This is a genomic window from Pedococcus badiiscoriae (genome assembly GCF_013408925.1).
Classification (GTDB): domain Bacteria; phylum Actinomycetota; class Actinomycetes; order Actinomycetales; family Dermatophilaceae; genus Pedococcus; species Pedococcus badiiscoriae.
In genome coordinates, this window is sequence record NZ_JACCAB010000001.1 from 3020712 (window position 1) to 3033584 (window position 12873).

The following is a 12873-nucleotide window of genomic DNA, read 5'->3' on the forward strand; positions in this document are numbered from 1 at the left end:
GGCTTGCCCTCCGTGCCCCATACTCTCCGGTAACCATGCACCCGCCAACGGACGCCGGGTGCTTTTCCTGTGAGGTGTACATGCGCAGAAGCCTGATCGCGGGGCTTGTGTTGGCCGTTTTTGCGGCCTTGATCATCGGACTCGGACAACTTCTTGGCCTGGATCTGGAACACGTTGCTCTGATGGGGGCGGCGCTCGGAGGAGTGCTGGGGCTCGTTCCCCACTCCCTTCCCTTGGGCAGGCTGGGTGGCTTCGCCGTGGGATTCGTCCTCGCGTGGATCGGCTTCGCTCTTCGGGCGGCGGTCCTTCCCGACACCGCCAGCGGCCGGGCGGTTGCGGCGTTCATCGTCGTGGCGGCCATTGCTGTCGCGTGCAGCGTGAGCGCTGGCCGGCTGCCCTTGTGGAGTGGACTTCTCGGGGCGGCCGCGATCGTGGGTGCTTACGAAGAGACCTACACCAATGCGCCCTCCCAGTTCCTGCAGGAGTCGCCCACTGCCGGCACGACTGTCCTCTTCGCCGTCGCGCTGGGCTTCCTTGCGACGTCGCTGCTCGGTGAGAGCCTCCGCAGCGAAGCGCATGAGTCCGACGGTGGTTGGAACTGGTTCAACCGCAGTGCAATCGACCAGAACGACAGCGACACCGTGGGTGTCGACGGCCTCGTGGCAGGAGACACCAAGTGAAGAGCAAGAAGTCCGCAGTAATTGGTGGAGCGGCTTTGCTGGGTGTGCCGGCAGCGCTGATGCTCGCGTGCGGCCCAGCCTTCGCGGCCTCCACGGGCGACGTCATCGTGAACAACACCGAAACTGTCCAGGCCTACCTCAACGCATCGGGCAAGGTCGATGTCGCTCGTGTGTACGAGCAGATCGCCATGCAGGGCAAGGGATCTGTCGATCTGGTCAACCCTGTCTCGACCAAGGGGCTCCGCAATCTCGATGGCTTCGGTGGCTTTGAGGTCAAGGGTGGTCAGATGGTTGGCACCTACTCGGTCGACGGGGAGAGGCGCCTCCGCACGGTGAGTGACTACACGAAGAAGCTGCCTCTTGAGGTCGACGTCAAGTACACCCTCGACGGTAAGGCAGTCGACCCGGGGGACGTTGTCGGCAAGAGCGGCAACCTCAAGGTCCAGTACACGGTCCGCAACGTCACGGGCCAGCCGGAGAATGTGACGTTCAACGACGGGACTGGCAAAGAGGCGACCGCCACAGAGAATGTCGTCATCCCCATGATCGGCTCACTGTCGACGGTCCTGCCCTCCAACTTCACGGACGTGCGGTCCGACGAAGCCAACATGGCCGGGGACGGCCGCGGTGGGACCAAGATGTCCTTCACGATGACCCTGTTCGGGCCCATCGGACAGCCTGAGGCGGCGTTCGGCTACGAAGCCAAGATCACCGATGGCGTCATTCCCAAGGCGTCCATCTCGGCACTCCCTGTGAGTCCCCTCGACAGTCCCACGTTCAAGGGTGGCGCCGAAAGCTACAAGGGTGGCGCGGAGACGGGAGCCACGCTCACGGCGGGCGCCACCGAGATCGACTCCAACCTGCTCAAGTTGCGCGACGGCGCTGGAGACCTGCTTGCAGGGCTCATCAAGCTCAAGGACGGCGCGAACCAGCTGCACAACGGTTTGGCCGGGCAGGCAGCTCCGGGCGCTGTGAAGCTCGCCGACGGTGCTGACCTACTCAAGGATGGGACGGGTCAGCTGGCCGCCGGGGCCACCAAGGCCAAGAGCGGCGCAGCACAGGTTTCCGGCGGCGCCACGCAGCTCGCCGGTGGTGCGCGCCAGCTCGCCGGGGGGTCAGCCACGCTCGCGGCCGGCTCGTCCGCCCTGGCTGATGGGGCCAGCGTCCTCGACGCCAAGCTGGGTCAGTACCAGGACGGCCTCACCCTGCTGGCCAATGGCATCCAGGCCATCCCGGCTAATCCCGACTACCAGCGGCTCCTGCAGGGCATCACGTCGATTCAGACCGCCATCGGGGACCCTAGCCGGCCGACAACCCTTCGAGGCGGGCTGACGGCGCTGAAGTCGGGCGTCACGACCCAGCTGCAACCGGGGATCAGTGCCCTCATCGCTGGCGTCGGCCAACTCCAGGCCGGCATTGCGGCGGCTATCTCCAGCGATCTCCCCCAGCTGAAGGGCCTCGCTGCGGGCGCCAAGAGCGCCCTCGCCCAGGTCGCAATCGTGGAGGGCTGCCTCACCGTCGGCGGGACGCCTGGTCCGAACGCCGCCACAGGCAACTGTCCGACCCTTCTCTCGGGGCTGACCCAGGCGGGCACGCTCGTCGTCGCCATGGATACTCCCATCGGCACGCCCGGGCTGCCGAATGGCGGTTTGACCCAGAAGCTTCAGCAGGCTTCCTTCTCGCTCGACGCCCACACGCCGGGCACCGCGGGGTCCCATGACCCAGGCGGTGTGCTGTACGGCCTGAACGCGCTCAAGGTGGGCGTCGACAACCACGCACCGGGCGCCCATGGCAGCACGGATTCCGGGGGCCTCGAGTATGGACTGAACGCGCTCCTCTTCGGCACGGACACCCACACCCCGGGCACCGCTGGCGCGACCGATCCAGGGGGCCTCGCCTATGGCATGGGAGCGATCAACGCCGGGGTCCAGTCCCTCGTCAACACGATCGTCTCCACCCTGCTAAACAGCCTTGGCACGCCCAGCACCGACCCGACGACGACGCTGCGCGGTGGGGCGGCAGCACTATCCGGTGGGGCTGCCCAGCTGAGCTCGGGTGCTGGTCGGGTCGCCAGTGGTGCCAGTCAGGTGGCCAGTGGCGCCGGAGCACTCGCGACCGGTTCTGGACAGCTTGCAACCGGTGCGGGGCAGCTGAACGGCGGCTTGGGTGATCTGGCCACCGGCGCAGGCAAGGTGGACAGTGGCGCCGGCCAGCTGAAGGACGGAGCCAACCAGCTGTCCAGCGGCTTGACTGATGCCGCGACGGGCTCGGGGCAGCTCGCGGATGGTTTGGGCCAGGCCGCTCAGGGCGCTCCCAAGCTCAAGGACGGTGCGCAGCAGCTCTCCGACCAGGGCACCAAAAAGCTGATCGAGGCCGGCAAGTCCACCGCTGCTGACTACGGGCAGAAGTACGCACTCATCGAGGCCGGGGCCAAGCGCGCCCAGGCGGAGGGCATGGCGTACGGAGCGCCCCCGGGGGCCACGGGGCAGACTGCGTACTCGTACGAGCTGGCCGGAGCCGACGGCGAGGGTGGTCGCAACCTGGGGCGCGGGTTCGGTGCCGCGGCTGTCTTCGGCCTCGCTGGGGCGGCAGCGGTTCTGCGGCGACGCTTCGTCTGACCCACAACTGGATGGGCGGTCCCCGAATGGGGGCCGCCCATCAGCATGCCCGCGGCCATACCTCGGTTTCGTGCCTTGACGATATTTCTTCAAGCTTCGGGGGAGTCGCCAGGTACGCCGACTTTGAAGGTCACGTCCGGGTGCAGACGAAGATCGCCGTGCCGGGGAAGTAGCTGCCGCGCAGGGGTGACCACCCGCCCCAGGTCTGCCCGTTGCGCTCGGGCCACTCCGGCTCGACGAGGTCGACGAGGACCAGGCCGGCTGCCACCAGCTCCCGGACGCGGTCGCCCACCGTCCGGTGGTGCTCCACATAGGTCGCCTCGCCCTGGTCGTCCGCCTCCACGTAGGGGGTCCGGTCGAAGTAGGACTGGGCCATCGTGAGGCCGGCCGTCCCGGGGTCGTCGGGGAAGGCCCACCGAAACGGATGGGTCGTGGAGAACACGAACCGGCCGCCCGGGCGCAGCACCCGTGCCACCTCGCGCATGAGCCGGGCCGTGTCGGCGACGAAGGGCACTGCTCCGTAGGCCGTGAACACGATGTCGAAGGTGGCGTCCCCGAAGGGCAGCGCCACGGCGTCGCACTGGGCGAACGGGACCGGTTGCGCCGGGGGAGTGACCCTCAGGTTGAGGTCGAGCCCCTGCCGCACCATCCCGGCCGACAGGTCGGTGGCGACCACCTGACCCCCGGCAGCGGCCACCCAGCGGGAGCACTGGCCCGCGCCGGCCCCGATCTCGAGCACCCGCCGCTGGGTCACATCGCCCAGCAGCCCGAGCTCGTCCTCGCGCCAGCCCTCCGGCCCCCAGACGAAGTCGGCGTCCCCGAGGAACCTCCCGTGCTCGGCGTAGTACTCGCCCGCCTCCGCGTCCCACCACGACCGGTTGGCGGCTGCAGTCTCCTCGGCGCCCGCCTCCCGACGGCTGACCTGCGCATACTCACTCACCGGCATACCCCTCGCGTTTTGACCGTGCACGGACACCGTCGGTAGGGTAGAGGCGCACTTCCGTGTGCGCGCTTCGTCGTGCCGCCGTCCGGCGGCTGGGGCAGCGTGAGCACAACAACCACCTTCTATTCACTGTCCACCATCGGAGTTCCTACTACATGACTGCCAGCACGGTCGAAAAGACCGCCCCTCAGGTTGCCATCAACGACATCGGCACCGAGGAAGACCTGCTCGCCGCGATCGACGCGACGATCAAGGATTTCAATGACGGAGACATCGTCGAGGGTGTCATCGTCAAGGTCGACCGGGACGAGGTCCTGCTCGACATCGGCTACAAGACCGAGGGTGTCATCCCCTCCCGCGAGCTCTCGATCAAGCACGACGTCGACCCCTCTGAGGTCGTCAAGGTCGGCGACGAGGTCGAGGCCCTGGTCCTCCAGAAGGAGGACAAGGAAGGTCGTCTGATCCTGTCCAAGAAGCGTGCGCAGTACGAGCGCGCCTGGGGCACGATCGAGAAGATCAAGGAAGAGGATGGCGTCGTCACCGGCACCGTCATCGAGGTCGTCAAGGGTGGACTCATCCTCGACATCGGCCTGCGCGGCTTCCTCCCCGCATCGCTCGTGGAGATGCGTCGCGTCCGCGACCTCCAGCCCTACGTGGGCAAGGAGATCGAGGCCAAGATCATCGAGCTCGACAAGAACCGCAACAACGTGGTCCTGTCGCGCCGTGCCTGGCTCGAGCAGACGCAGTCCGAGGTGCGCACCACGTTCCTCAAGGAGCTCCAGAAGGGGCAGGTCCGCTCCGGCGTCGTGTCCTCCATCGTCAACTTCGGTGCCTTCGTGGACCTCGGCGGCGTCGACGGTCTCGTCCACGTGTCCGAGCTGTCCTGGAAGCACATCGACCACCCGTCCGAGGTTGTCGAGGTCGGCCAGGAGGTCACCGTCGAGGTTCTCGACGTCGACATGGACCGCGAGCGTGTCTCCCTGTCGCTCAAGGCGACGCAGGAAGACCCGTGGCAGCACTTCGCCCGCACCCACGCGATCGGTCAGGTCGTGCCGGGCAAGGTCACCAAGCTGGTTCCGTTCGGTGCGTTCGTCCGCGTGGACGACGGCATCGAGGGCCTGGTCCACATCTCCGAGCTGGCCGAGCGCCACGTGGAGCTGCCGGAGCAGGTCGTCACGGTCGGTTCCGACATCTTCGTCAAGGTCATCGACATCGACCTCGAGCGTCGCCGGATCTCGCTGAGCCTCAAGCAGGCCAACGACGACAGCGCGCCCGTCGCCGAGTTCGACCCGACGCTCTACGGCATGGCCGCGGAGTACGACGAGGCCGGCAACTACAAGTACCCGGAGGGCTTCGACCCGGAGACCAACGAGTGGCTCGAGGGCTTCGACACCCAGCGTGAGAAGTGGGAGAAGCAGTACGCCGAGGCCCACACCCGCTGGGAGGCCCACAAGACCCAGGTCGAGGAGGCCACCAAGGCCGACGCCGAGGCAGCCGCCAACGCTGGTGCCGCGACGTCCTACTCGTCCGACTCGGGTTCGTCCTCGTCGTCCGACAGCGACTCGGGCAGCAGCAGCAGCCGCCCGGCCGCCCCGGAGTCCGAGGGCACGCTGGCCTCGGACGAGGCCCTCGCCGCACTGCGCGAGAAGCTCACCGGCAACTGAGTCCACCCCTCGCGGCACACCCTCGGGTATGCCACGTGGCTGGCTGCGAGAGGCCCGGTCCCCTTCGGGGGGCCGGGCCTCTCGGCATCTGCGGAGGTAACGTGCTGCCCATGGCACGGACCATCGCGACGAACACCACGGTCGACCTCGAGGGACTGCTGGACTTCGTCCGGCCCCGTCACCAGATGGTCGTGATCACCACCCGCTCGGACGGCCGGCCACAGGCGTCCCCGGTGACCGGGGGAGTCGACCAGGATGGCCGGATCGTCATCTCCTCCTACCCCGAGCGGGCCAAGACCAGCAACGCCCGCCAGCGTCCCGAGGTCAGCGTCCTGGTGCTGTCCGACGACTTCGGTGGGGCGTGGGTGCAGGTCGACGGGGACTGCGAGGTCATCGACGCCCCTGACTCGGTCGAGCCCCTCGTCGACTACTTCCGCTGCATCTCGGGGGAGCACCCCGACTGGGACGAGTACCGCCAGGCGATGCTCGACCAGGGCAAGTCGATCCTGCGGCTGACGCCCACCCGCTGGTCCCCGATCGCCACCGGGGGCTTCCCCGCCCGTCTCGCGGACTGAGGCTCCACTCTCTCCTTCGTGCCGCGACAGCCCACTAGGGTGGTCTGCATGTTGCGCGTCGGCCTCACGGGGGGCATCGGGTCGGGGAAATCGACTGTCGCGCAACGGTTCTCGGAGCTCGGGGCGGTGGTCATCGACGCCGACCGACTGGCCCGTGAGGTGGTTGCAGCCGGGAGCCCGGGCCTCGAGGCAGTCGTGGCGAGGTTCGGCGAGGGTGTCCTCGATGACGCGGGAGCCCTCAACCGGGCCGCCCTGGGGGCCGTCGTGTTCGCGGACGAACAGGCGCGTCGCGACCTGGAGGGCATCACCCACCCGCTCATCGCGCGCCGCACCGCCGAGCTCGTGGCGGCCGCCCCGGACGACGCGATCGTGGTGCACGACGTCCCACTGCTCGTGGAGAAGGACTACGGCCCCGGGTACCACCTCGTGCTGGTCGTGGGGGCTGACGAGCAGACTCGGACCAAGCGGCTGACGCGCACCCGGGGGATGACCGAGAGCGACGCGCGCAGCCGGATCGCGGCCCAGGCCACGGACCCCCAGCGCCGGACCGCCGCCGACGTGTGGCTCCAGAACGACGGCGCCAAGGACGACCTGCTCGCCGCGGTCGACGACCTGTGGCACGCGCGACTCGTGCCGTTCGAGGACAACGTCCGTCGCGGCATACGCGCGCCGAGGGCCGAGGAGCTCGTGCTGGTCCCGCACGACCCGACCTGGTCGGCGCAGGCGAACCGGCTCCTGGCCCGACTGCGGCTGGCCTTCGGCGATGCGCTCGTGACGGCCGACCACGTCGGCAGCACGGCGGTCCCAGGACTCCTCGCCAAGGACGTCATCGACCTGCAGGTCGGCGTCCGGTCACTCGCGGACGCGGACGACCCGGGCCTCGTCGAGCGCCTGACCAGAGCTGGCTTCCCCCGACCGGGCGGGCAGTGGGCCGACAACGGCAAGGACGGGACGGCGTGGCCGAAGCGGTTCCACGGCACCGCCGACCCCGGCAGGCCGGCGAACCTCCACGTCCGGGAGGTGGCCAGCCCCGGCTGGCGGTGGGCGCTCATGTTCCGTGACTGGCTGCGGGCTGAGCCCGGGGCCAGCGAGGAGTATGCCGGGCTGAAGGGCCGCCTCGCCGCCACCGGTCTGACCTCGAGCGAGTACGCCGACGCCAAGGAGCCCTGGTTCGACGGCATCCATGACAGCGCCGAGGACTGGGCCCTCCGGACCGGGTGGGAGCCCTCAGGTGGCTGACGACCGGAAGCCGCCGGGCGTCTACGGCGTCGGCGAAGAGCCGGACCCCCGCTTCTCGCTCGCCAACGAGCGGACAGCCCTGGCCTGGATGCGCACCGCCCTGGCACTTGTCGGTGGCGGTGTGGCGATCGTGTCGCTGGCCAGCCTCTCGACCCTGCCCTCCTGGGCCGCGCTGGTCGGCGCCGCCGCGTGCCTGGGCGGTGCCGTGTTGGCCGTCCGGGCCGTGACGGCCTGGGCGCGCGTCGAGGTCGCCCTGCGGCTGCGCCAACCACTCCCTGCACCGCGGGCCCTGGTGGCTCTCGCCGGTGGGGTGGTCGTCCTGGGTGCCTTCACCCTGGTCCTGGCCTTCGTGGAGATCGCCCGGAAGTGAGCAAGTGAGCCCGATACCCCAGCGGGACGCCCTGCAACCGGAACGCACCGCGCTGGCCTGGCAGCGGACGGCCATCACCGCGATGGTCGTCCTGGTCCCCTTGGTGCTGGTGACCCTGAAGCTCCGGCAGCCTGTCCTGACCGCTCTGGGGGCGGGTGCGATGGTCGCGAGCGTCGCCCTCGTCGTCTCGGTGCACCGCCGGTTCGGTCAGCTCGGCGATGACAGCCGTGGCTACTCGCCCCACCCGCCGATGCTCGGCGTGGCCCTCGTGACCGTGCTCGGCGGCCTGGGGGGAGTGACGTTGGGGCTCACCCTCTGGCTGCGCTGAGGACGGCGCTCTCAGCCGGTGCCACGCTCCCGCCCGGTCCTCGACGAGGTCAGGCGCCGGCCTTCGACGGGTAGCGCAGTCCCGCACGGGGTCTCGCGAACGCCGCGAGGAGGTTGGCGGTGATCTGGTCGGCAGCACGTCGCACCTGTGTCGACCGCGGGGGCTCGGTACAGAGGTCGGTGATCCCGCACACCCACTCGGTCGTGCCGGCGTTGAACACGCCGGCCCCGCTCGGAGCGGAGTAGTACGCGGTCGCCACGACGACGGTCTTGTGGTTCGGCAGCTGCGCATTGGAACGCAGGAGGATCTGGGTGTTGGGCGGGGCATGGGGATCCAGCGGGCCGTCGCCCTCGTTGCCGTAGAGCCGCGGGAGCACCGAGCCGACCTTCAGGCCGGTGCCCTTGAACAACCAGGCTGGAGTGGACTGGACCACGCCGTCGCCCTGGATGCCGACTCCGGACATGCCGAGGCCGGTAAGTGACGCGGGATCGCGACTCAGCGGCGCATCCCGCCACTCAGTCGTCTTGTCGGTCTGCACGGTGGTCGGGTCGAGGGCCTTCAGGCGGTAGACCGTCATCGACGTGACGTTGCCCAGGGAGTCTCTCTGCAGCCTCGGCTGCCAGTAGATCTCGTTCGCACCGAGGACCGCCAGGTTGGTTCCGTGGCCCACGGCGATGCTCAGGGTGTCGTAGTTGCGCCGGGTCCAGTACTCGCTGTGACCCGGGAGGATGGCCGTCGCGTAGCCGTTGAGCTGGGTGGGGTCGGCATCGAGGGACATGTCCGAGGTCCAGTCAGCGGTGATGTGGTGGCGCGCGAGCAGGACTGCCAGGGGCACGTCCATGGCGAACAGCGCGCCGCCCCCCGTCGTCAGCAGGGCACGGTGCGTCGAGGCCACGTAGGCGCGGTGCAGTCGCTGGCTTTCCTTCGTGGAACCATCGCCGAAGTAGAGGCTCCGTCCGCCGGCCTGGTTGTAGGCCAGCTGGGTGAGGTCCGAGCCGATGGCCAGGTATGCCGCGTGCTGCCCGCTGGTGAGCACGTACAGCGGCTGGTACGTGTCAGCCGCCCCCTTGTCGAGGTCGTGGAAGCGGATCACGTAGAGCCCCGGCGACCACGTCGCGGTGGGCATGACGTCGAGGGTCGTCGGCCAGGCGTTGTCCTGCGTCACGTGCGCAGGCATGGGCAGGTGTGGGTGGCGCCCCACGGCAACGGGGGCTGACCGCCAGACGAGTCGTCCCCTGAACCCGTGGTAGTCGCCCACCCGGATCGCCTCGACGACCACGCGGGTCGGTGTCGTCGCCGCCAGGTGCACGCCGAGGTGTTCTCCACACGCGGCATACGTCCGGTCGAGGTAACCCTGCACGGCGGGTTCATCGGCCTGCACCGCGCTCCGCCCACGCGGAAGCTGGACCCGCTGGCCGGGGCTCGCGAGCTCGCGCTCGAACCACCCTGGCGTGGCGTTGACACATCGAGGTGCCACGACCCCGGGCAGCTCCGGCGGGAGGGCTCCTGCTGCCGTGGCCTGTGGCTCGTTGACCACGCTGCTCGGGTGCGCCGCAAGGGTGGCACTGCCCGAGGTGGGCAGGGTCGCGCCTGAGCCGAGGGTACAAGCGGCCAGGGGGAGCAGGACCGTCATGGCCAAGACGGCCCGAAGGCGGTGGAGCGGCATGGTGTGATGGGACCACAGGGTCCCTGAAAGGGATCTGAGCCTGCTCTGCGACTCTGCGACTCTGTGACCCTGCGACTCTGTGACTCTGTGACCCTGCGACTCTGTGCCTTGGCGGGGCGCACTCCGGCGGTGGCGCTGTCAGGGGCGCGGTCTACCGTTGCAGGCATGCGTCCCACGACAGACCTGCAGCGCACGGTCGCTCCGTTCCAGGTCGTCTCCGAGTTCTCGCCCGCGGGGGACCAGCCCGCGGCCATCGCCGAGCTCGCCACCCGGATCAGGGCAGGGGAGAAGAACACCGTGCTGCTCGGCGCCACGGGCACCGGCAAGTCGGCGACGACGGCCTGGCTGATCGAGCAGGTGCAGCGGCCGACCCTGGTGATGGCACCGAACAAGACGCTGGCCGCCCAGCTGGCCAACGAGTTCCGCGAGCTGCTGCCCAACAACGCGGTCGAGTACTTCGTCTCCTACTACGACTACTACCAGCCCGAGGCATACATCCCGCAGACGGACACCTACATCGAGAAGGACTCCTCGATCAACGACGAGGTCGAGCGTCTGCGCCACAGCGCGACCAACTCGCTGCTGACGCGTCGCGACGTCATCGTCGTCGCGTCCGTGTCCTGCATCTACGGTCTCGGCACACCACAGGAGTACGTCGACCGGATGGCCCGCCTGCGGGTGGGGCAGGAGGTCAACCGCGACGACCTGCTCCGCCGCTTCGTCCAGATGCAGTACACCCGCAACGACCTGGCGTTCACCCGGGGGACGTTCCGCGTCCGCGGCGACACCGTCGAGATCATCCCCGTCTACGAGGAACTCGCGGTCCGCATCGAGTTCTTCGGCGACGAGATCGAGCGGATCTACACCCTGCACCCCGTCAGTGGCGAGATCATGCGCGAGGAGCAGGAGATGTACGTCTTCCCGGCGACGCACTACGTCGCCGGTCCGGAGCGGATGGAGCGGGCCATCCGCGGCATCGAGCTCGAGCTCGCCGACCAGCTCGCGGCGTTCGAGAAGCAGGGCAAGCTGCTCGAGGCCCAGCGGCTGCGGATGCGGACCACCTATGACGTCGAGATGATGCGCCAGGTCGGTTCGTGCTCCGGCATCGAGAACTACTCCATGCACATCGACGGCCGGGCTCGCGGGACCGCGCCGAACACCTTGCTGGACTACTTCCCCGAGGACTTCCTGCTGGTCATCGACGAGTCCCACGTCACGGTTCCCCAGATCGGTGCCATGTACGAGGGCGACATGTCGCGCAAGCGGCAGCTGGTCGACCACGGCTTCCGGCTCCCCTCGGCCATGGACAACCGCCCGCTGCGCTGGGAGGAGTTCCTCGACCGCATCGACCAGACCGTCTACCTCTCGGCCACACCGGGTCCCTACGAGCTGGCGCAGAGCGAGGGAGTCGTCCAGCAGATCATCCGGCCGACCGGGCTCGTCGACCCCGAGGTCATCCTCAAGCCCACCAAGGGCCAGATCGACGACCTGCTCCACGAGATCGGGGAGCGCACCAAGGTCAACGAGCGCGTCCTGGTCACGACGTTGACCAAGAAGATGGCCGAGGACCTCACCGACTACCTCCTCGACAAGGGCGTGCGGGTTCGCTACCTGCACAGCGAGGTGGACACTCTTCGACGCGTGGAGCTGCTCCGAGAGCTGCGGATGGGCGAGTACGACGTCCTCGTCGGGATCAACCTGCTGCGCGAGGGCCTGGACCTCCCGGAGGTCTCGCTGGTGAGCATCCTCGACGCCGACAAGGAAGGCTTCCTGCGCTCGGCCAGGTCGCTCATCCAGACCATCGGGCGCGCCGCGCGCAACGTGTCGGGTCAGGTGCACATGTACGCCGACAAGATCACTCCGTCCATGCAGGAGGCCATCGAGGAGACCCAGCGCCGCCGCGAGATCCAGATCGCCTACAACCGCGAAGCGGGGGTCGACCCCCAGCCGCTGCGCAAGAAGATCGCCGACATCACCGACCTGCTCCAGCGCGAGGACGCCGACACCGAGGCCCTGATCGGCTCGGGGCGCAGCCAGTCGCGGGGCAAGGGCGGTGGCCGCGGCGGCCGAGGGACCGTCCAGGCCGATGCCGGAGTGGCCACAGACCGCCTGCGCAACCTTCCGGCCAACGACCTGGCCAACCTGATCCAGGAGCTGTCCGCCCAGATGCACCAGGCAGCGGCAGACCTGCACTTCGAGCTGGCCGCCAGGCTGCGTGACGAGATCGGCGACCTGAAGAAGGAGCTCCGGCAGATGTCCGAGGCGACCAAGTGACGGGTGACGAGCTCCGGCGGCACTGCCTGGCCAAGCCCGGAGCCTGGGCCGACCAGCCATGGGAGGGTGACTTCGTCGCCAAGGTGGGCGACAAGATCTTCGCCTTCATGGGCAGCGAGTCGGTCGGGCTCAAGTGCGGCCCGAGCCGGGCCGAGGCCGACGAGTGGATCCTGCAGTACCCCGACGACGCGTCCGTCATGGCCTACATCGGCAGGTCCGGGTGGAACACCCTGCGCCTGGATGGGGCGATCCCCGACGACGAGCTCCGCGAGGCGGTCGACGCCTCCTACGACACGATCGTCGCCAAGCTGCCGAAGTCTCGGCGACCGGCGCCGGCCTGACGGGCTCCGCGGGCCCGAGTTGGGCTTGCGGGTCGAGTCTGGGAGACTGGTCCCAGATCATCGGAGGGGAGTATCCCCAAAGCGGTGTCCTCGTCATCACGGTCGCTCGTCGCACGGCCCACTCGGCCGCACGGCATACCGACCCGGGGAGCCGGTCCGCACCTGTCTGGGGCGG

11 protein-coding genes are annotated in these 12873 nt (G+C 68.9%); 9 read left to right on the plus strand and 2 right to left on the minus strand.

Annotated features, from left to right (window positions below; all coding sequences use genetic code 11):
* Positions 1-80: 80 nt before the first annotated feature.
* Positions 81-680, plus strand: coding sequence for a hypothetical protein (locus BJ986_RS14245; RefSeq protein WP_179422714.1), 600 nt, complete (start codon positions 81-83; stop codon positions 678-680).
* On the plus strand, positions 677-3298 hold the full coding sequence (locus BJ986_RS16830) for a hypothetical protein (RefSeq protein ID WP_179422716.1): 2622 nt from the start codon (positions 677-679) through the stop codon (positions 3296-3298). Before BJ986_RS14245 ends, BJ986_RS16830 begins: the two co-directional genes overlap by 4 nt.
* A 130-nt stretch (positions 3299-3428) precedes the next feature.
* On the opposite strand, the gene BJ986_RS14255 is transcribed toward BJ986_RS16830, so the two are convergent.
* On the minus strand, positions 3429-4244 hold the full coding sequence (locus BJ986_RS14255) for a class I SAM-dependent methyltransferase (RefSeq protein ID WP_179422718.1): 816 nt from the start codon (positions 4242-4244) through the stop codon (positions 3429-3431).
* Positions 4245-4396: 152 nt separating this feature from the next.
* Here BJ986_RS14255 and rpsA point away from each other — a divergent pair, with 152 nt between their 5' ends.
* The 5 genes from rpsA to BJ986_RS14280 all read left to right on the plus strand — a co-directional run bounded on the left by rpsA (position 4397) and on the right by BJ986_RS14280 (position 8417).
* Entirely contained in the window at positions 4397-5905 is a 1509-nt protein-coding gene (rpsA, locus tag BJ986_RS14260; protein ID WP_179422720.1) for a 30S ribosomal protein S1, read from the plus strand.
* Positions 5906-6015: 110 nt separating this feature from the next.
* Positions 6016-6480 carry a PPOX class F420-dependent oxidoreductase gene (locus BJ986_RS14265; protein ID WP_179422722.1) on the plus strand — a complete coding sequence of 155 codons (465 nt, stop codon included), beginning with the start codon at positions 6016-6018 and terminating at the stop codon, positions 6478-6480.
* Between the two features lie 48 nt (positions 6481-6528).
* Positions 6529-7719 carry a dephospho-CoA kinase gene (coaE, locus tag BJ986_RS14270; RefSeq protein ID WP_179422724.1) on the plus strand — a complete coding sequence of 397 codons (1191 nt, stop codon included), beginning with the start codon at positions 6529-6531 and terminating at the stop codon, positions 7717-7719.
* Positions 7712-8089 carry a YidH family protein gene (locus BJ986_RS14275; RefSeq protein ID WP_337795345.1) on the plus strand — a complete coding sequence of 126 codons (378 nt, stop codon included), beginning with the start codon at positions 7712-7714 and terminating at the stop codon, positions 8087-8089. The genes coaE and BJ986_RS14275 overlap by 8 nt, the downstream gene beginning before the upstream one ends.
* Positions 8090-8093: 4 nt before the next feature.
* Positions 8094-8417, plus strand: coding sequence for a DUF202 domain-containing protein (locus tag BJ986_RS14280; RefSeq protein WP_179422728.1), 324 nt, complete (start codon positions 8094-8096; stop codon positions 8415-8417).
* Positions 8418-8466: 49 nt separating this feature from the next.
* On the opposite strand, the gene BJ986_RS14285 is transcribed toward BJ986_RS14280, so the two are convergent.
* Entirely contained in the window at positions 8467-10083 is a 1617-nt protein-coding gene (locus BJ986_RS14285) for a N,N-dimethylformamidase beta subunit family domain-containing protein (RefSeq protein WP_179422730.1), read from the minus strand.
* Between the two features lie 165 nt (positions 10084-10248).
* Here BJ986_RS14285 and uvrB point away from each other — a divergent pair, with 165 nt between their 5' ends.
* Both uvrB and BJ986_RS14295 read left to right on the plus strand, forming a co-directional pair.
* The gene (gene uvrB, locus BJ986_RS14290) at positions 10249-12357 is read left to right on the plus strand and encodes an excinuclease ABC subunit UvrB (protein WP_179422732.1); all 2109 of its coding nucleotides are present in this window, start codon (positions 10249-10251) and stop codon (positions 12355-12357) included.
* Positions 12354-12698: an MmcQ/YjbR family DNA-binding protein gene (locus tag BJ986_RS14295; protein ID WP_179422734.1), complete on the plus strand. Its 345-nt coding sequence runs from the start codon at positions 12354-12356 to the stop codon at positions 12696-12698. The genes uvrB and BJ986_RS14295 overlap by 4 nt, the downstream gene beginning before the upstream one ends.
* The last annotated feature ends 175 nt before the right edge of the window (positions 12699-12873 follow it).